The organism is Vescimonas sp. (assembly GCF_057856985.1).
This window is the reverse complement of sequence record NZ_DBLZXX010000004.1, coordinates 71,673-91,185: the sequence shown is the minus strand read 5'-3', so window position 1 is coordinate 91,185 and position 19,513 is coordinate 71,673. Positions and strand designations below refer to the sequence as shown.

Annotated in this window: 19 protein-coding genes; 6 read left to right on the top strand and 13 right to left on the bottom strand. The window is 59.3% G+C overall.

The features are described 5' to 3' along the window. Positions 1 to 82 precede the first annotated feature (82 nt). Positions 83 to 1,123: a type I glyceraldehyde-3-phosphate dehydrogenase gene (gap, locus tag ACZM22_RS05345; RefSeq protein ID WP_489543342.1), complete on the top strand. Its 1,041-nt coding sequence runs from the start codon at positions 83 to 85 to the stop codon at positions 1,121 to 1,123. A gap of 126 nt (positions 1,124 to 1,249) precedes the next feature. Further along, positions 1,250 to 2,026, top strand: a complete 777-nt coding sequence (locus ACZM22_RS05340) for a type III pantothenate kinase (protein WP_483267708.1) — start codon at positions 1,250 to 1,252, stop codon at positions 2,024 to 2,026. Between the two features lie 146 nt (positions 2,027 to 2,172). Here ACZM22_RS05340 and ACZM22_RS05335 read toward each other — a convergent pair whose 3' ends face one another. Beyond that, the gene (locus ACZM22_RS05335) at positions 2,173 to 3,411 is read right to left on the bottom strand and encodes a 6-phosphofructokinase (RefSeq protein ID WP_483269205.1); all 1,239 of its coding nucleotides are present in this window, start codon (positions 3,409 to 3,411) and stop codon (positions 2,173 to 2,175) included. Between the two features lie 218 nt (positions 3,412 to 3,629). Between ACZM22_RS05335 and fba the strand changes: the two genes are divergently transcribed. Continuing rightward, positions 3,630 to 4,598, top strand: a complete 969-nt coding sequence (gene fba / locus ACZM22_RS05330; protein ID WP_484423904.1) for a class II fructose-1,6-bisphosphate aldolase — start codon at positions 3,630 to 3,632, stop codon at positions 4,596 to 4,598. A 371-nt stretch (positions 4,599 to 4,969) separates the two neighbouring features. Beyond that, positions 4,970 to 5,434 (top strand): GNAT family N-acetyltransferase, encoded by a 465-nt coding sequence (locus ACZM22_RS05325; RefSeq protein ID WP_489543341.1) that lies wholly within the window; start codon positions 4,970 to 4,972, stop codon positions 5,432 to 5,434. Between the two features lie 57 nt (positions 5,435 to 5,491). Here ACZM22_RS05325 and ACZM22_RS05320 read toward each other — a convergent pair whose 3' ends face one another. Both ACZM22_RS05320 and ACZM22_RS05315 read right to left on the bottom strand, forming a co-directional pair. Further along, the gene (locus ACZM22_RS05320) at positions 5,492 to 6,418 is read right to left on the bottom strand and encodes a transketolase family protein (protein ID WP_489543340.1); all 927 of its coding nucleotides are present in this window, start codon (positions 6,416 to 6,418) and stop codon (positions 5,492 to 5,494) included. A gap of 3 nt (positions 6,419 to 6,421) precedes the next feature. After that, positions 6,422 to 7,231 (bottom strand): transketolase, encoded by an 810-nt coding sequence (locus ACZM22_RS05315; protein ID WP_489543339.1) that lies wholly within the window; start codon positions 7,229 to 7,231, stop codon positions 6,422 to 6,424. 109 nt (positions 7,232 to 7,340) lie between these two features. Here ACZM22_RS05315 and ACZM22_RS05310 point away from each other — a divergent pair, with 109 nt between their 5' ends. Beyond that, entirely contained in the window at positions 7,341 to 7,844 is a 504-nt protein-coding gene (locus tag ACZM22_RS05310; protein ID WP_483268353.1) for an amidase domain-containing protein, read from the top strand. Positions 7,845 to 7,860: 16 nt separating this feature from the next. Here ACZM22_RS05310 and ACZM22_RS05305 read toward each other — a convergent pair whose 3' ends face one another. The 3 genes from ACZM22_RS05305 to ACZM22_RS05295 all read right to left on the bottom strand — a co-directional run bounded on the left by ACZM22_RS05305 (position 7,861) and on the right by ACZM22_RS05295 (position 10,731). Next, the gene (locus tag ACZM22_RS05305) at positions 7,861 to 8,892 is read right to left on the bottom strand and encodes a tyrosine recombinase XerC (RefSeq protein ID WP_484423901.1); all 1,032 of its coding nucleotides are present in this window, start codon (positions 8,890 to 8,892) and stop codon (positions 7,861 to 7,863) included. Positions 8,893 to 9,507: 615 nt separating this feature from the next. After that, the gene (locus ACZM22_RS05300) at positions 9,508 to 9,825 is read right to left on the bottom strand and encodes a TfoX/Sxy family protein (protein WP_489543338.1); all 318 of its coding nucleotides are present in this window, start codon (positions 9,823 to 9,825) and stop codon (positions 9,508 to 9,510) included. 3 nt (positions 9,826 to 9,828) lie between these two features. Beyond that, positions 9,829 to 10,731 carry a phosphate acyltransferase gene (locus tag ACZM22_RS05295; RefSeq protein WP_483268350.1) on the bottom strand — a complete coding sequence of 301 codons (903 nt, stop codon included), beginning with the start codon at positions 10,729 to 10,731 and terminating at the stop codon, positions 9,829 to 9,831. A gap of 184 nt (positions 10,732 to 10,915) precedes the next feature. Between ACZM22_RS05295 and ACZM22_RS05290 the strand changes: the two genes are divergently transcribed. Then, positions 10,916 to 11,233: a hypothetical protein gene (locus ACZM22_RS05290; protein ID WP_483268349.1), complete on the top strand. Its 318-nt coding sequence runs from the start codon at positions 10,916 to 10,918 to the stop codon at positions 11,231 to 11,233. Positions 11,234 to 11,284: 51 nt separating this feature from the next. Here the strand turns inward: ACZM22_RS05290 and ACZM22_RS05285 are convergent, their stop codons facing one another. The 7 genes from ACZM22_RS05285 to murB form a co-directional block, all read right to left on the bottom strand. Beyond that, a complete protein-coding gene (locus ACZM22_RS05285) occupies positions 11,285 to 11,815 on the bottom strand; it encodes a DUF4364 family protein (protein WP_483268348.1) in 531 nt (176 codons plus the stop codon). A 99-nt stretch (positions 11,816 to 11,914) separates the two neighbouring features. Continuing rightward, positions 11,915 to 12,754 (bottom strand): hypothetical protein, encoded by an 840-nt coding sequence (locus ACZM22_RS05280; RefSeq protein WP_489543337.1) that lies wholly within the window; start codon positions 12,752 to 12,754, stop codon positions 11,915 to 11,917. 101 nt (positions 12,755 to 12,855) lie between these two features. Then, entirely contained in the window at positions 12,856 to 16,341 is a 3,486-nt protein-coding gene (locus ACZM22_RS05275; protein ID WP_484436974.1) for a DNA polymerase III subunit alpha, read from the bottom strand. Positions 16,342 to 16,364: 23 nt separating this feature from the next. Beyond that, positions 16,365 to 16,802, bottom strand: coding sequence for a C-GCAxxG-C-C family protein (locus ACZM22_RS05270; protein WP_489543336.1), 438 nt, complete (start codon positions 16,800 to 16,802; stop codon positions 16,365 to 16,367). Positions 16,803 to 16,804: 2 nt separating this feature from the next. After that, complete coding sequence (gene whiA, locus ACZM22_RS05265) at positions 16,805 to 17,707, bottom strand: DNA-binding protein WhiA (RefSeq protein ID WP_484423894.1); 903 nt, start codon at positions 17,705 to 17,707, stop codon at positions 16,805 to 16,807. 15 nt (positions 17,708 to 17,722) lie between these two features. Next, positions 17,723 to 18,583, bottom strand: a complete 861-nt coding sequence (rapZ, locus tag ACZM22_RS05260; protein ID WP_489543335.1) for an RNase adapter RapZ — start codon at positions 18,581 to 18,583, stop codon at positions 17,723 to 17,725. Between the two features lie 10 nt (positions 18,584 to 18,593). Beyond that, complete coding sequence (murB, locus tag ACZM22_RS05255; protein ID WP_489543334.1) at positions 18,594 to 19,508, bottom strand: UDP-N-acetylmuramate dehydrogenase; 915 nt, start codon at positions 19,506 to 19,508, stop codon at positions 18,594 to 18,596. Positions 19,509 to 19,513: the final 5 nt, after the last annotated feature.

Sequence of the window (19,513 nt, the reverse complement as noted above, 5' to 3'; positions counted from 1 at the left end):
TGACAAATCCAAAAGGAATGCTATAATGTACTTGGAACAACTACCGCAGTCGCTGCGGAGAAAAGAAGGAAAGGACAGCATCATGGGAATCAAAATCGGTATCAATGGCTTTGGCCGCATCGGCCGCGTCGTCATGCGTATTCTGGCGGAGGACCCCGAGAAATTTGAGGTCTGCGGCATCAACCTGCGCAAAGCGGACATCGACTATATGGTCTATCTGCTGAAGTACGACTCTGTTTTCCGCAACTTCCCCGGCATGATCGAGCACGCCGGCGGCGATCTGGTGGTCAACGGCCGGAAGATCAAGGTGTACGGCGAGTCTGACGCGGCCATGATCAACTGGGCGGACTGCGGTGCGGAGTACATCATCGAGTCCACCGGCGCCAACAACACCACGGAGAAGGCCAGCCGTCACTTCAAGGGCGGCGCCAGGAAGGTCATCCTGACGGCCCCCGCCAAGGACGACGCCACCCCCACCTTTGTTTACGGCGTCAACAGCGACGAGTACCGCTCCGACATGCGGGTTATCTCCAACGCCAGCTGCACCACCAACTGCCTGGCCCCGCTGGCCTACGTTATCCACAAGGAGTTCGGCATCGAGCAGTCCCTGATGTCTACCATCCACGCCTCCACCGCCAAGCAGAAGGCCGTAGACTCCCGCGGCGGCAGCGACTGGCGCACCGGCCGCTCCATCCTTAACAACATCATCCCCACCTCCACCGGCGCCGCCAAGGCTGTGGGCCGCGTGATCCCATCTCTGAAGGGCAAGATGACCGGCATGGCCTTCCGTGTCCCTACGGCGGACGTATCCGTGGTGGATCTGACCGCCCGCCTGGGCCGCACCGTCTCCTACGCCGACATCTGTTACGAGATCCTCCACGCCTCCGAGACATACATGAAGGGCATCATCGGCTACACCCGCGACCAAGTGGTATCCACCGACCTGATCGGCAATCCCTGCCCCTGCATCTTCGACGAGACAGCGGGCATCATGCTGGACCACGATTTCGTCAAGCTCATCGCCTGGTACGACAACGAGTGGGGTTACAGCAACATGGTCACCCGCATGCTGGAGCACATGTATACTGTGGATGAAGCAGACACCTTCGTGACCCAGGAGTAAGCGCCCCATTTCAACGAAAAAGCTGCCCCCATACAATCGTATGGGGGGCAGCTTTTTTGCCTGTCGCCGCTTGTAAACCGCACAGCACCGTGGTATGATAGGCAAAAAAGGGAGGAGGATATACCCATGTTGTTAGCCATTGACATCGGCAATTCCAACATTTCCGTGGGTCTGTTCGACAAGGCGCGGGAACTGCGTTTTCTGGCGTCTCTGGACACGGACAGCCGCAAGACGGCGGACCAGATCAGCATCGATCTGATGAACCTGTTTACGCTGTACGGCTGCGATATCCACGACGTCAGCGGCGCCATCTTTGCCAGTGTGGTGCCGCCCATCAACTTCATGATGGAGAAGGCCCTGACCCGCCTGCTGGGCAAGCCCCCCATGATGGTAGGCGCCGGCATCAAAACGGGTCTGAATATCCGCATGGAGTTCAACAGCCAGCAGTTGGGCGCCGACATCGTCTCCAACGCCGTGGCGGCGCTGGAAAAGTATCCTGCGCCCATCATTATGATCGACATGGGCACCGCCACCATCATCTCCTACATCTCCGCCAAGCGCTGCTACGAGGGAGGGCTGATGTTCCCCGGCGTCCGCCTGTCACTGGACGCCCTGTCCGACCACACGGCGCAGCTACCCAATATTTCCCTCCAGCATCCTCGCCACCTTATCGGAAAAAACACGGAGGACTGTATGCGCAGCGGCATTGTCTACGGCACTGCCGGCATGCTGGACGGCATCATCGACCGCATCCGCGACATGCTGGACGGGGAGGAGCCGTCCATCGTAGCCACCGGTCCCAACGCACCGGTGATCGCGCGCTACTGCCGCAACCACGTCACCTACGACAAGTATCTGATGATGGAGGGCCTGCGTATCATCTATGAGAAGAATTGCAAGTAGCATTGTCTCAGCCGCCGCATATACTCCGCAAGTCCAAGCCATCGATTCCAATGATAACAGCGGCATCTCCATACCTGAGCACCCATAACCGAAACAACGGCTGGAAAGTATCTCTACTTTCCAGCCGTTGCTGTATAAGGCTCTATTTACTTGGCCAGCACCTTTTTCAGCTTGGCGAAGCGGGGCAGGGAGTCCTGCCGCGGCAGGTTCGGCTCGCCCTGGATCAGCGGCAGCGCGTACTCGATGAACTGATGGTTCACGCCGTTGCCCGCCTCGTTGATCCACTCGCGGGGGATCTTCTTCTCCACATTGGCCACCTCCATCAGAGGGATGAGCTTGGTGCGGCAGGCATACTTGCCATCCTGCACGCCGCGCTCAAAGCCGATCATACGACCATTGATACCGTTGACGGCGTTCTCCACAGCCACCTTGCCGGCCATATAGGACTCCTCGATGTCGGTCTCGCTGGCCAGATGGGCGGCGCAGCGCTGCAGCAGGTTCAGCTCGATACCGCGGACCTTGGCGCCCGTCTCCTCCTTCAGGACCTGGGACAGAATGGTGGCCAGACCGCCCAGCTGGGCGTGGCCGAAGCCGTCGTTGGCGGCCACCTTGGCCTCGGACACGAAGTCGCCGTTCTCGTAATGGATGCCCTCGGACACGGCCACAATGCAGTTGCCCTTCTCCTGATAAATGCGCTTGACGTCCTCAATAAAATCAGGCATGCTGAAATCCGTCTCCGGCAGATAGATCAGGTCGGGACCTGCGCCGTACTCACCGGCCAGCGCGGAGGCCGCCGTCAGCCAGCCGGCGTGACGGCCCATGATCTCCACCACCACGATCATGCCGGTGTCGTACACATGGGCGTCCTGATAGACCTCCATGATGGACGTGGCGATATACTTGGCTGCGGAGGCATAGCCGGGGCAGTGGTCGGTACCGAACAGATCGTTGTCGATGGTCTTGGGCACGCCCATCACGCGGCAGTCGTAGCCCACGGACTGCATATACTGGTTGATCTTGTTGCAGGTATCCATGGAGTCGTTACCGCCGTTATAAAAGAAATAGCGGACATCGTGTTTCTTGAACACCTCCAGGATACGCTTGTAGTCCGTGTCATCCAGCTCGGGATCGGCAATCTTGTACCGGCAGGAGCCCAGAGCAGAGGAGGGGGTGTACTTCAGCAGCCGCAGCTCCTCAGGGTCCTCCTGCCCCATGTCAAACAGCCGGTCGGCCAGCACGCCCTTGATGCCGTGCTCCGCGCCCAGCACCTGGGTGATGGCGCCGGACTTCAGCGCCGTGTCGATGACGCCGTAGGCGCTGGCATTGATGACAGACGTGGGACCGCCGGACTGGCCGATGATACACGCGCCGCGCAATTCTTTCATAGGTCCATACCTCCGAAACATAGGTTGAGATTTGATGATGCTCCGGCCCACGCTTGCGATGCGCCGCCGGTATGCCCTCAAACAGGTATTTTACCATGGAAATTTGGGAATGTAAATGCTTTCGCTCTTGCAAATATGAAAAAATATGATACAATAGGAATGTAACAATCATTCCGTACAAAACAGCAAATTTTTATTGCGGAAAAGGAGATATGATTATGGCACTGGTAACATCCAAGGAAATGTTTGAGAAGGCATATGCCGGCGGCTACGCCATCGGCGCCTTCAACGTCAACAATATGGAGATCGTGCAGGGCATCACCGAGGCCTGCCAGGAGGAGCACGCTCCCGTCATCCTGCAGGTCAGCAAGGGCGCCCGCGCCTACGCCAACCACACCTATCTGGTGAAGCTGGTGGAAGCCGCTGTGGCCTGCTGCCCCGACATCCCCATCGTGCTGCATCTGGACCACGGCCCCGATTTCGAGACCTGCAAGAGCTGCATCGACGGCGGCTTCACCTCTGTGATGATCGACGCCTCCTCCAAGCCCTTCGCCGAGAATATCGAGATCACCCGCAAGGTGGTGGAGTACGCCCATGACCACGGTGTCGTGGTGGAAGCCGAACTGGGTACCCTGGCCGGCATCGAGGACGATGTCAAGGTAGCCTCCCACGAGGCATCCTACACCCATCCTGAGGAGGTGGAGGAGTTCGTCGCCAAGACCGGCTGCGACTCTCTGGCCATTGCCATCGGCACCAGCCACGGCGCCTATAAGTTCAAGCCCGAGCAGTGCACCCGCAACGAGCAGGGCATCCTGGTGCCGCCTCCTCTGCGCTTCGACGTACTGGAGGAGGTCAGCAAGCGTCTGCCCGGCTTCCCCATCGTGCTGCACGGTTCTTCCTCCGTCCCGCAGGACTATGTGAAGATGATCAACGACAACGGCGGCAAGATGCCCAACGCCATCGGCGTGCCGGAGGAGCAGCTGCGCCAGGCCGCCCGCCTGTCCGTCTGCAAGATCAACATCGACTCCGATTTGCGTCTGGCCATGACTGGCACCATCCGTCAGTTCATGACCGAGCATCCCGACAAGTTCGATCCCCGCGAGTACCTGAAGCCCGCCCGCGCCAACATCAAGGAGTTGGTGCGCCACAAGCTGGTGGACGTGCTGGGCTGCGCCGGCAAGGCCTGAGCCTATTTTGCCCGTATTTCCGCGTAAACCGCAAGGCGAACGGCGTGACCCGCAAGGGCCGCGCCGTTCGTTTCTGTTGATCGGGCCGTTTTCCCCTCACTTTACCAGCAGACACAGCGCCTGCTCCGCATTTCTCCAGAGATCCGGGACGAAGAACGGCGCACCGTTTACCGCGTAAGTGCTGTCGAAAATTTTGCGCCGTCTCGCTCACTGTGATAGGTGCGGCAGAACGCGCTGACCAATGCTGTCATGCTCATAAGAATCATCTCGCTATATTACCTGCACCAGGGGCAAAATGTTTACAAGACTTGATTTTTTGGCCGTTTTGTGGTAATATGAGCGCAGAAAAAATGGAAATCCGAGGTGATATCTTGCCTGCTGCATTTGTTTCCGACCCCGCCCGGCGCGTGGAGATTGCCCGCACGATCCTTTCACAGCTGCCGGAGTGGTTCGGCATTCCCGCCGCTACGGAGGAGTATATCACTGACGCCGCCCATGAGCCCTGCTTCGTCTGCGAGAAAGACGGCGCACCGGTAGGATTTCTTTGTCTTAAGGAAACGGGGCGCAGCACCGTAGAGCTGGCGGTCATGGGCGTTCTGAAGCCCTGCCACCGCAAGGGGTACGGTCGTGCGCTGGTGGACGCCGCCGTAGCTTACGCCCGCCAGACGGGATACGAATTCATGCAGGTCAAGACCGTGCAGATGGGGAAGTACGAGGAGTATGACCGCACCAATCGGTTCTATCTCAGCTGTGGCTTCAAGGAGTTTGAGGTTTTTCCCACGCTTTGGGACGAGTGGAACCCCTGCCAGATATACGTCCTTTCTCTGAATCGATAAGCAAAATCCCGCAAGGCCATAAGCCTTGCGGGATTTTTATTGTCATGTATTTTCCCTTTACAGGGTCTCCTTGATTCTTTCCGCGATCTGATCGGCGGTCAGGCCGTATTCCCGCAGTACGTCGGCGGCCTTGCCGGACTGTCCAAACCGGTCGTTGATGCCGATCTTGCGGAACTTGCAGTTGACCTTGCCCATCAGCACATCGGCCACTGCATCGCCCAGACCGCCGATAACACTATGCTCCTCCACTGTCACTACGTTGCCGCACTTCTCGGCGTACTCGGTGACGCAAGCTGCATCGATAGGCTTAATGGTGTGGACGTTGATGACGCTGATCTCGACGCCCTCCGCTGCCAGCAGCTTGGCCGCCTCCAGCGCTTCGTTGACCATCAGGCCGCAGGCAAACACCGCTGCGTCCTTGCCCTCGCGCATCACGTTGGCCTTGCCGATCTCAAAGGGATAGTCTTCCTCGAACACCGGCGTAGCCAGTCGGGCCAGCCGCATGTAGGCAGGACCCTGGAACTCCGCCAGCGCAAAGACAGCCTTGCGGGCCTCCTTGGCATCGGCGGGCACGATGACCGTCATACCCGGCACCAGCCGCATCAGACCAATGTCCTCCACGGACTGGTGGCTGCCGCCGTCCTCACCCACGGACACACCGGCGTGGGAACAGCAGATCTTCACGTTGAACTTGGGGTAGGCAATGGAGTTTCGGATCTGCTCGTAGGCACGGCCTGCACCGAACATGGCGAAGGTGGAGCAGAAGGGGATGAGCCCCATAGTGGACAGGCCCGCGCCGATGTTCATCATGTTGGCCTCAGCGATACCGCAGTCAAAGAAGCGGTCAGGATGGGCCGCCTTGAAATACTTGGTCATGGTGGCGCCGGCCAGATCGGCGTCCAGCACCACTACTTTCTCGTTCTGTTCCCCCAGCTCCACGAGGGCTTTGCCGTAGGCTTCACGGGTTGCAATTTTCTCACTCATGGCTCAGTCCTCCAATTCCTTCAGGGCCTGCTGGCGCTGCTCCTCGTTGGGAGCCTTACCGTGCCAGCCTACCTGGTTTTCCATAAACGAAATGCCCTTGCCCTTCACCGTATGGGCCAGAATGGCCTTGGGCTTACCAGCCGTCACCGGCGCGCTCAGCGCCGCCTCGATGGCATCCAGATCGTGGCCATCGATCTCATACAGGTCAAAGCCGAAGGCCCGCAGCTTGGCCGCCAGATCACCCAGGCTCATGACCTCGTTGTTGCTGCCGTCGATCTGCAGACCGTTGTTGTCCACCATGACCGTCAGGTTGTCCAGCTTATAGTGAGCGGCGGACATCAGTGCCTCCCAGATCTGGCCCTCCTGGCACTCGCCGTCGCCCAGCATGGCAAAAACCTTGGTATCCTTGCCCTGGAGCTTGGCGCCCAGCGCCATACCCACGGCGATGGAGCAACCCTGACCCAGCGAGCCAGTAGAGGCATCGATACCGGGCACCTTCTTGCAGTCGGGATGGCCCTGCAGGATGCTGTGCAACTGCCGGAAGTTCTTGAACTCATCGTGGCTGAAAAAGCCCTTTTCCGCCAGCACGCCGTAGTAGCAGGGGGCCGCATGGCCCTTGCTCAGCACGAAGCGGTCGCGGTTCTCCGCCTTGGGATTCTGGGGATCGACACGCATGTGGTTGTAAAACACGCTGACCATCAGCTCCACCGCAGAGAGGGAGCCGCCGGGGTGGCCGGAACCGGCATTTGCCGTCATGTTGATAATATCCCGACGTACCTGACGACATACGCGGGAGAGCTCTGCTGTATTCATGGGGGACCTCCATTCCTTAATGTTCCGTATAAGATTACCGCATTTTACCGGAAATGTCAATGAACAGTACGCGCCGCCGCAGCATAGAATGCTATTGGAGGGATGCAGCATGGTATTTCGCCCCTATCGGCGACTCAACGCCGTTTTGTACGCACACCGCTGGGCCTACGGCCGTGACCCACAGTTCTACAATTACGAAGCCATCGGCGGCGACTGCACAAATTTCGCATCGCAGTGCATCTACGCCGGCACCGGCGTCATGAACGAAACGCCGCTTTACGGCTGGTACTACATCAACGCCAACAACAAATCTCCGTCCTGGACCGGCGTGGAGTACCTCTACGACTTCCTCACCCGTCCCCGGGCATCGCTGGGCCCTGTGGCGCATGCCACGACCGACCTGCGGGACGCCCAGCTGGGCGATGTGATCCAGCTCCGGTTCAACGGCAGTACTTTCCAGCACTCGCCGGTGGTGGTGCAGTCCAGCGTTGACGGTTCAACGGACAAAATACTGGTAGCCGCCCACAGCGCCGATGCCGATTGGCGTCCACTCAGCAGTTACGAGTATCAGGAGCTACGGATCCTGCACATTCTGGGTTTTTACGACGAATAAAAGGGGAGACGGAGATTTATTCCTCCGTCTCCTTATCTGTATCTTCAATTTTTCTTTTTATCTTCACGTTTGACAAGGGATTTGCCTTTGCAGCAACGCGCAGGGATTCGTTGTCGATGTGGGTATATATCTCTGTGGTGTTTAGGTGTTCGTGGCCCAGAACTTCCTGCACCGCCTTGACATCCACGCCGTTCTGCAGCATCAGCGTGGCCGCCGTGTGCCGCAGCTTGTGACTGGAATATCGTTCACTGTCCAGCCCCGCGCCAGACAAATGCTTCTTTACCAAGGCGTGGACCGTGGACCGGCTGATGCGCTTGTTCTGGCCGGAGAGGAACAGTGCGTTCCGGTCCTTGCCGCTGACAGGTCGTCGCACCGCCATGTACTGGGCCAGCGCGTCCTTGCAGGCGCCGTTGAGATACACTACCCGCACCTTGCTGCCCTTGCCCAGCACCCGCAGCGCATCGTCCTGGATGTCATTGACATCCAGCCCGGTCAGCTCCGAAATACGTAGTCCGCAGTTCAAAAACAGCGTCAGGATACAGTAATCCCGTTCTCTGTGTGCCCCATCCACTGACTCCAGCAGGGATAGGCACTCGTTCAGCGTCAGATAGCGGGGGAGGGACTTCATCTGCTTGGGCGTGTCCACGTCCTTGCAGGGATTGTTCTCCAACAGGTGTCGTTTGTTGCAGATATAGTTGAAAAATGAGCGTATCGTGGCCAATTTACGGGCACGGGATGCAGCGCTCAATCCTTTGTCAGAATTTTCACTATTCTGATGCTGCAGCCGGTCGCGGCTGAGATATGTGAGGTATCCGTAGATATCCGTCAGCGTGATGGACGCGATAAACGACAGGTCCACATCGTGGATGTCGATCTCGTCCAGCCGCTTGTCAGCCAGTGTCGGATTGCGGGACTGCTTAAGGTAGCGAAAAAAATTCCGCATATCCAGGTAATATTCATCCACGGTATGCCTGGAATGTGCCTTGATAGTTTCGTGGTAGCTGAGAAAATCCAGCAGCAGCTGGGGCGAATCTGTACGATGGTCCATAAGAACCTCCAAATATCAAATATGATAGCGGCAGACATTGAGATATAAATCCCGTGATACCGGCGGCAGCCGAATATTGCTGCGTGCGCTGCAGTGACCTGACCTGATTCCGACAGCACGAATCCATTTTCCAAAAAGGTATCCAACTAAATGCGGGGCTGATCGGTTCTGGTCAATGGGTCTCTGAATCCATCTGCAATCTCAATTTTACCCTCACTGAATCCATCCACCTCCACTCGATTGAACAAAATTTTTATTTTGTTCAATCTCATGTACTCGGTCATTCGGGCTTCCCTTTTGCGTTGCAGGTATGGTAGCAGAGTTTCTGGGTGCTGTCAAGATTGAACAAAATAATTGTTAAAATAATTGTTATTGTTCAGTCCGTGCAGCAGCGGTAGTCTTCGCCATGCCGACGTTTACCGAAAAGCTACCGCACAGATAGCCGAGTTCTATTTACCAGCGTGTGTGACTGTCGTTCACACACGCTGGTTTTTCCCGCGCAACTGAACCGTTCTGCATGGCGTCTCTTTTGCGGGGGTCCCCCCCCTTCATCCAGGCCACTATCGGTTCACCATAAGCAAAGCAAAGGACGGTGCAAACCGTCCTTTGCTTTGCTTATTTCTTCTTTCTTGGCTTCGGCAGCGGCGTAGCGGCCTCGACAGCCCGCAGCACCTGCTCCGTCAGCTCGCGATCCTCCACGTCCAGCATGTAGTGCTCCTTCGCCCCTTCGTAGGGGCATCCGCAGGGTGTATCATACATCAGATTGTCCAAAACCGGCAGTTTTTTCACAAAAACCGTGTTATCGCACACCAAAAGCACAGGTTTTTCGTTAAAATACACCATGTATTCCCCGAACATTTTCCGGCTGCGCACGACCCCCAGCGGCGGGAGCTGCTCCAGCACGAAGGTCAGATAATCGTCGGATGTCGCCATGTGTTACGCCTTCAGGCAGCGCAGCACAGCCATCAGGATGGAGTAGTACTTGCTGTCCGGCGTATCGGCACGGCTGGTGATGATGACGGGGCAGGACGCGCCGCAGATGGTACTGGCCATGGTCTTGCCCGCAATGTAGCTGCATGCCTTATACAGCACATTGCCAATCTCGATAAACGGCACCAGCAGGATGTCGGCCTGACCGGCCACGGGGTCCTTAATGGCCTTGTGCTTCACGGACTCCATGGAGATAGCGCCGTCCAGTGCCAGCGGGCCGGAGATGACGCAGCCCTCCACGCCCCGCTCCGCGATCTCCCTGGCGGTGACGGTGGACGGCATCTTGTCTGTGACATTCTCCACAGCGGACAGCACGGCCACCTTGGGGCACTCCACGCCCAGCGCGCGGGCCACAGGCAGCGCGTTCTCCACGATGCCGATCTGGGTCTCCACGTCAGGAGCGATGTTGATAGCGGCGTCGGTAATCATGATAAACCGACCCTCGTACTCAAAAATACCGCACTGGCTGACGAGACGGCGGCCGCCCTTAGGAATCAGGCCCGTCTCCTTATTCAGGATAGCCCGCGCAAAGTTGGAGGTCTGGAGTATACCCTTCATGGGGATGTCGGCCTTGCCCTCCCGCACCAACTGCACGGCGATCTTGGCGGCCTCCAGCTCCTCACCATCAAAATCCACGATCTCGTAGTCACTCTCGTTCTCACCCATGTCGTGCAGCATGGCGATGATCTCGTTCTTCTTGCCCACCAGCGTACCATCGACCACGCCCTTGCGGTGGGCATGGACTACGGCGGACAGCGCCGGCTCGTCATGGGCATTGGCCAGCGCGATGCGCTTCTTCATGTTCCGGCTCAGCACATAGTCTTCCAGTTCCTTAAAGTTTGTCAGCATGATGTTTACCTCCGTGAAATTTGTTCCCATACTTGCTGTGAGCGGTTTTTCAGGGCTATTATACGCTTTCTCCCTGTAAATGACAACACTTTTCTGCCCCCTTCCCTTCCGCCCGACTACAAATTTCTTGCAAACAGCCGTCCTTTGGGGTATACTGATAGAAACTTGTGCAGGAGGTCCTTCTATGTTCTGGGATATTCTTTTTTACGGCATTATCATCATAGGCGCTGCCCTGCTGATCGGCCTGACGGTCTATCGTATCGACTGGGCCCGCCACCCTGAAAAGTACAAGGACCTTGTGGAGGACCCCGAAAAGGCAGCCTACCGCCAGAAGAAGGAGGCAGACAAAAAAGCCGCCGCCAAGAAGGCCAAGGAGAAAGAAAAGGCCCTGAAGCGTCAGAAGCGTGTGGATAAGGTCAACCACTACCGCGCTATCAACGGCAAGCCTCCCATTGGCATGGACGGCAAGCCCAAGGATGCCGGTAAAAAGAAGAAAAAGTAACGCAAAAGCACCGCGGCAGTGCCGCGGTGCTTTTTTGCTCTATGATTCCTCTCAGACGTTGTCTCCACCGCACAGCAGACCGGTGAGTTGGGCGTACAGCCGCTCCGGCTCCCGCTGGAACCGCTGGGCCAGTGCATCGGCCGTAGGCCGGTCCGCCACCATCAGCTGCAGCTCCATCAGCTGATCCACATCGTCCCGCAGCGCCAGCGTCACAGTATACGTTCCGTTGGGCCGCTCCGTCACATGGCTCTGTACCTGGGCGCGCCGCAGTGCCGCCTTGTTATAGGCAGCGATGTTTCTGTCCGACCGCTGCCGCACGGACAGCGGCAGGCTGGACTCGCAGATCTGGCTGTTCTTCATGCCCTTGTCGGTGATGGCGTACCGTCCCTCCTCTGTCAGGCGAAGGTGCTCCGTCTTCACCAGATCATTGAGACACTCGGCATAGTCGAAATAGTCGATACCATCATCGCACATGGTCAGATCCTGCATATCCTCCGGTGTCAGCGGCTCCGTCACACGGGCGGCGATATATAAAATGAGGAACTTGATCTCCAGCTTGTCCTGAATGAAGCCGATACCCATAGCGCATCCCTCCCTGTCGCTTTATTTTATTATACGCAAAAAAGCGGGATTTGTAAAGAGGAGGAGCCGCGCCATAGGCACAGCTCCTCCTCTTTACGCTCAGTGGCAGGCACAATAGCTGCGGGTGCTGTTGTAGTCGTTAGGTGCATCCACCGTATTGGGCGGGAAGAACTCGTTGACAGGGAACGCCACGCTGCGGAACAGGCCGCAGGGATCCTCCTGCGCGTCGCAGGGGCACTCGGACTGCGGCACGCAGTAATCATACACGGGGATGAGCAGCTGGGTATCCCGCTCCAGCCGCACCAGTGTGAACTGCCCCAGCGTCACGTAGAACCGGCGGCTGGCACTGTCATCGAACACCAGCTGGCCGCTGAAGCTCCTGGCAATAAAGGACGGGATCTCCATCAGCCTCCCGCAGTCGCAGCTGGGTGTCGGCGGGCAATCCGTTGCCTTGGTGTCCAGCACGATGGGGTCCACCGCCTCTACCACAGCGATGGGCAGATTCGTGCGCATCCGGTTGGGGACGTCCAGCTCGTCAAAGGCCGTGTCGGAGGAGAAGATCTTGGCGTTCCCCTCGCTGCCGAACAGGATGCACCGCTTGTCGAACACGCACAGTCCCTCAGCCTCGGCGTAGCGGGGCGTGCCGGTGCAGACCTGCAGCGTCACGCGGTAGAAAAACCGCATATCGATAGAGTAGAACCCACGGTTAAATGTCACCGGCTCCACATCCGTGTAAATATACAGCAGCTCCGCCGTGCCGCCCTTGATCATCTGAGAGGTGCTCAGCACCTCCTGCGCCGCCGTGGTGGGATAGAACCGCAGATCCTCCACGCAGTCCTTGTCGCGGCAGGAATCAAAGATCTTCCGTGTATGGACGCAAACGGACTCACGCACGCTGCTGAGATCGCAGACGGGGCCCGGCATCAGATTTTCAGGCATTTGAATGACCTCCTAATAAGTACTGAAAGAATGGCTCTTTCAGTACAGTGTATGCCCAAAACGCACAAAGGTGCGGCGCCGCAGCGCCGCACCCGTACTCGTTATTTCTTCCGTACCACCACATTCTCCTGCCCCAGCCACTCTCTGCACTCCTGCAGGAAGGCCGGATGATCCAGGCACGTGGTGCCCAGCATCTTGCCGGTGTCCGCCACGCGGACCTTCAGGGGCGTATCGCCCTCGAACATGGTCATCACCAGACTGATGTGCCGGAACTCACGGCTGTCCATGCTGGGCACCCTCAGATAGATGACGGACCGCTCCTTTGGCGCCGCTGGACGGTGCTCCTCCCCTACGGGGATGCTCTGCTCCAGCGGATAGATGCTGTCGCACATGATCTGGGGCGGCTTCTCGTCCCGCACGGACAGCCTGCCCTTCACCAGCACCGGCGTGTTCACCGCCATGTAGCTGCCGCATTGGTCGATGGTGCGGCTGAAGCACAGCAGCTCGATGGCCGCCGTCTCGTCCTCCACCACCACATAGGCCATCAGCGTATTGTTCTTGGTGGTCCTTGTCCGGCTGGAGGTCACGATGCCCGCCACGGTGACGTTCTGCCCGTCGGCGAACCGCACAGGCCCGTCCTCGCTGGCAAAATCGTCCATGATCTCGTGGATAGGCACTGCCCCTCCCCGCTGGGCCGTGGGCCGCCAGTCCGTCATGGGATGGCCGGAGAGATACAGCCCCGTGGTCTCCTTCTCCATATGCATCCGCTCGGTGGCGGAGTACTCAGGGATGTCCGGCAGGTGGATCCTGGCCGCCTCGTGCTCCTGACCGGAGGAGCCACCGAACATATCCAGCTGTCCCTCCACGTTCTGCCGCCGTGTGCTGCCGATGGCGTCCAGCACCGTTTCATACACCGCGATGAGCTGGGACCGCCGGTCCCCGAGGCTGTCGAAGGTGCCGCTGCGGATGAGGTTCTCCACCGCACGCTTGTTCATATCGCCGCAGTCGTACATCCGCTGGCAGAAGTCCTGGAATGACCGGAAAAATCCTCTCTGCTCCCGCTCCCGCACCACGGACTGGATGAAGCCGCGGCCGATATTCTTGATGGCCACCAGACCAAATCGGATGCCCTCCGGCTCCACGGTGAACCGGTCATAGGAACGGTTCACATCCGGCGGCAGCAACGCAATGCCGCACTCACGGCACTCGCCGATATAGCCCGCCACCTTGTCGGAGTTGTCCAGCACGCTGGTGAGCAGCGCCGCCATGTACTCCTTGGTGTAGTGGCACTTGAAATACGCCGTCTGATAGGCCACCACCGCATAGCTGACAGCGTGGGCCTTGTTGAAGGCATAGTTGGCAAAGTCGAAGATCTCGTCATAGATGGCCTGGGCCGTGGCCTCCTCGATGCCGTTTGCGACGCAGCCGGTAATGCCCCGCTCCTTATCACCGTAGACGAATGCCTGCCGCTCCTTTTCAATCTCCTTGGCCTTCTTCTTGCTGATGGCGCGGCGCACCATGTCCGCCTGCCCCAGCGAAAAGCCGCCCAGCTCCTGAAAAATGCGGATGACCTGCTCCTGATACACGATGCACCCGTAGGTCACGGACAGAATAGGGATGAGCTTGGGATGCTTGTACGTCACCAGCTTGGGATCGTGCTTGCAGGCAATAAACCGCGGGATGGACTCCATAGGTCCCGGGCGGTATAGGGCGATGACGGCGGTGATGTCCTCAATGTTCTGGGGCTTCAGCCCCACGCACACGCCGGTCATACCGGTGGACTCGATCTGGAACACGCCGGAGGTCTGCCCGCGGGAGATCATCTCATACGTCTCCGGATCGTCATCGGGGATGTCCGATAGTCTGAAGTCCGGCTTGTAGGCCTGCACCATCTTCACTGCGTCGTCCAGCACCGTCAGATTCCGCAGGCCCAGAAAGTCCATTTTCAGCAGGCCCAGCTCCTCCAGTGTGGTCATAACGTACTGGCACACCACGGCGTCGTCATTCCGTGCCAGCGGCACATACTCGTACACCGGCTGCTTGGTGATGACCACGCCTGCCGCGTGGGTGGAGGCGTGGCGCGGCATGCCCTCCAGTGCCATGGCCGTGTCGATGAGCTTCTTCACCCGCGGATCATCGCGGTACACGTCCGCCAGCTGCTTGCTGAGCTTCAGAGCATCCTTCAGCGTGATGTGCAGCGCCCCTGGCCCTGCCGGCACCAGCTTGGCCACCACGTCCACCTCGGCGTAGGTCATGTTCAGAGCGCGACCCACATCCCGAATGGCAGCGCGGGCTGCCATAGTGCCGAAGGTGACGATCTGGGCCACGTGGTCATCGCCGTACTTACGGCGCACGTAGTCCACCACCTCACCGCGGCGGGTGTCGCCGAAGTCCATATCGATATCGGGCATGGATACCCGCTCCGGATTCAGAAACCGCTCGAAGTACAGATCGTACTTCATGGGGTCGATGTCCGTAATCTCCAGGCAATAGGACACCATGGACCCTGCGGCGGAGCCGCGCCCAGGTCCTACCGGGATGTCCACGCTCTTGGCATAGCGCACGAAGTCGGACACGATCAGGAAGTAGTCAGTGAACCCCATCTTTTCGATCATGTCCAGCTCGTAGTCCAGCTGCTTGCGGTACTCCGGCCTGTCGCCGTACCGCTTGACGAACCCCTCATCGCACAGCTTCCGCAGATACGCGGGGGAGTCGTAGCCCTCCGGCAGCTGGAATTCCGGCAGGTGGTACTTGCCGAAGGTGAACTCCAGCTGGCACATGTCTGCGATGCGCTGGGTGTTGGCCACTGCGTCGGGGTACCCCGCAAACAGCGCCTCCATCTCCTCCGTGGACCGCAGATAGAAGTTCTGGGGCTCGTAGCGCATCCGGTTCTCGTCATCCACGGTCTTGCCCGTCTGGATGCACAGAAGCACATCGTGGCTCTCGGCGTCCTCCTTCCGGAGATAGTGGGCATCGTTGGTACACACCAGCGGAATGCCCGTCTCGTTGTGGAGCCGCAGCAGCTGCCGGTTCACCTCGGTCTGGTCGGCGATACCGTGGTCCTGCAGTTCCAGATAAAAGCTGTCCTCACCGAAGATGTCCCGCATGGTCAGGGCGTATTCCTTCGCCCCGTCATAGTCACCGTTCAATACTCTGCGGGGAATCTCACCAGCCAGACAAGCCGACAGCGCAATAAGGCCCTCGGCGTGTTCCCGCAGCAGGTCCATGTCGATACGGGGCTTGATGTAAAAGCCTTCGGTGAATGCCTGACTCACCATATAGGACAGATTCCGATAGCCTGTCTCGTTCTTGCACAGCAGCACCAGATGGCGGCTCTCCGCATCGAACTCGTGCTGCTTATCGAAGCGGGTCCGCCGCGCCACATACACCTCGCACCCGATGATGGGATGGATGCCTTCCTTTTTGCAGGCGCGGTAGAAGTCAATAACGCCGTACATCACACCGTGGTCCGTGATGGCCACCGCGTTCTGCCCCATCTCCTTTACCAGCGCCGGCAGATCCCGTATTCGGCACGCACCGTCCAGCAGGCTGTATTCCGTATGGACATGCAGATGTACAAAGCCCATGTCTCCCCGTCCTTCCGTATCTCTCAGGCTAATTCCTCCAGCATTTCGCACAGCAGCTCCACGCCGGACACTACCAGCACGCGGCAGTGCTGGGTCACGCCCAGCTCCCGGGCCATGTCCGTGGCGTCCAGGTCCTTCTCCGCCAGCAGGTCGCGGCAGTCCAGCTTGTGGAACCGCGCTGTGTAGCGCCGCTGGTACTCCTTTGTCAGCTCCGAGGAGCGCTTCTTCCCTGCCGCGCCGTTTTCCAGCGTGGCCGGGTACACCATGCCCAGCACCACCGCCGCGGCGTTCACCACGCCGCACACGCCGCCGCAGCGGAGCCCGCCGCCGAACCCGCTGGCCAGCGCCATGCTCTGCTCCTCCGAAAAGCCGGTGATGTCCGCGAACGCCAGCAGCACGCTCTGTCCGCAGTTCAGCCCCTTCTCGTGGTACTCCATGGCCCGCAGGCATCGTTCTTTCATTGTCATACCTCGTCTGCCTCCTCCATCAGTTTCCGCAGCCGGTGATTGATGCAGGATTTCGTCACCGGCGGTTCACACCGTTCCGCCAGCTGCGCCAGCGAATCCTCCGGATAGTCCAGCCGCAGCTGCGCCGTCTGCTGCAATTTCTCCGGCAGCCGCTCCCACCGCGCACTGTCCCGCAGCTTGGCGATGGCGGCGGTTTGCTCCTGGGCCGCGTCCAGCGTCTTATTGACATTGGCCATGTCGCAGTTCATGGCCCGATTGGCCCCGTTCCGTATCTCCTTGTCCACCTTGGCGGTCATGATGTCCATGGCCGCCGCCGGTGCGCCGATCTTCGTCAGCAGATCCTCGATGTGCTCCGATTGCTTGAAATAGATGAGCGCATCCGCCCCCCGCTGCACGGAGCGGGGCAGGAATCCCATCTCCTCCAGCAGTGTGGACACCTCGCGGCTGGCCTGCTGATGACTGGTGGCCAGTTCCATGTGGTACCGCTTCTCCGGATCTGTAACGCTGCCGCCGGCCAGAAACGCGCCCCGCAGGAACGCCGTCCGACAGCAATCCTCCTCCAACAGCCCGAAGTTTACGTGCAGCGCCATGATCTGCTGGGGATCGTACCCCAGCGTGTTGATGACCCTCGCCAGCTTCTCCCGATCCGTGATGCGGAAGATGAGCTTGCCCCGTCCGTCGCCCTCCGGCGTCTGGTCGAACCGCAGCGAAAACGCCTTGTGAAACAGCTTGGGAAGCCGCGCGGCAAACTCCGGATTTTCCGTGATGATCCGTACCTCCGACGGCGTGAATGTGTTGCAGTATAGCAGCACGCCGTAGGCCTCCGCCCGGGCACAGCATTGCCTGGACAACTGGACGCGGCACATCTCATTTTTCGCCTTAAACGCAAATGACTGCATCAGTCCGCCTCCCTCTCACCGTGAAATATCCCGATGGCTTTCGGACACGGGGAAGCCCTGCTCCCCGATGAATGTGGCCAGATGATGGGCCACCGCCGTCGAGCGATGCCGCCCGCCGGTGCAGCCCACGGCGATGACCAGCTCCGTCCGTCCCTCCTGCCGGTACTGGGGCAGCAGAAACGCCAGCAGCGGCTCCAGCCGCTCCAGAAACCGTCCTGCCGCCTCGGATGAAAACACATACTCTCGCACCGGCTCGTCCAGTCCCGTCAGAGGCTTCAACTCCGGTACATAATAAGGATTGGGCAAAAACCGCACGTCGAACACCAGATCCGCCTCCATGGGCAGCCCATTCTTGAACCCAAAGGACATGACGCTGACGTTCAGCGGCTGCCGCGTACCCACGCCGCCGAACAGGTTCAAAAGCTCGCTGCGCAGCTTGGCGGTGGAGAACGCCGTGGTGTCCAGCACGAAGTCCGATCTGACCCGTACCGGATCCAGCAGCTCCCGCTCCCGCTTCACAGCCTCCTCGATGGAGCCGCCCTCGGTACACAGCGGATGGGTCCGCCGCGTCTCCTTGTAGCGGCTGATAATGACCCGAGTGTCCGCCTCTAAAAACAGCATCCGGCACCGCACGTTGTCCCGCCGCCGCAGCTTGTCCTGCACGTCGATGAGCCGCTGGAACGGCTCCCCCGCGCGGACATCGTACACCAGCGCCACACGGTCATACCGCCCGCCGGAGGCGGTGCAGAAGTTGGCGAATTTCAACATCATCTCCGCCGGCAGGTTGTCCACGATATAGTAGCCGATGTCCTCTAAAAAGGCAGCGGTGCGGGACTTCCCGCTGCCGGAAAGTCCCGAAATGATGAGTATCTCCACGTTTCGCTCCTCAGTGTATCATCTTGATCTCCGGCTCCAGCCGGACGCCCTTTTCCTCCCATACGCGCCGCTGGATCACCGCCATCAGCGCCGTCACGTCGGCGCAGGTGGCGCCGCCGCGGTTGATAACAAAACCCGCGTGTTTCTCTGACACCTGAGCTCCACCCACGGTCATGCCCTTCAGCCCGCACTGGTCGATGAGCGCCGCAGCGAAATAGCCCTCCGGCCGCTTGAATGTACTGCCCGCACTTGGATATTCCAATGGCTGTGAAGTCTTTCTCCTTGTCATCAATTCTTCCATTTTCTGCCGTATCTCCTCCGGCCTTCCCGCCGTCAGTTGAAACACGACCCGGAGTACCACTGCCTCCGGCCGGTCTGTCAGCAGGCTGTGACGGTAGGAGAACCGCAGCTCCTCCCCTCTCAGCGTCCGGACGCCATCATCGGGAAACAGTACCGTGGCGCTGTGCACCACCTGCTGCATCTCCCCGCCGTAGGCCCCTGCGTTCATACACACCGCGCCGCCCACGCTGCCCGGGATGCCGTGGGCAAATTCCAGCCCCGTCAGTCCCTGCTTCTGGGCGAACACCGCCGCCCGGGCCAGGGGCACACCGGCCTCCGCCGTCACGCGGCCCTCCGCGTCCAGCACCACACAGGACATATCCCGCGTGTTCACCACCAGCCGGTCCACACCCTCGTCGGGAAACAGCAGGTTCGTGCCGTTGCCGATGACCAGTGGTCTGGCCCCACAGCCCCGCGCGGCCTCAATGAGCAACACCATCTGGCTGCCGTCCTTGGGGAACGCCATGCGCCGCGCCGGTCCGCCGATGCGGAACGACGTGTACTTCGCCAGCGCCGCATCGTGCTCATATATCATGTCCGGCAGATAGTCCGCCGTCCATCGGTCCAATTCCTCATACCAGCTCATAAACC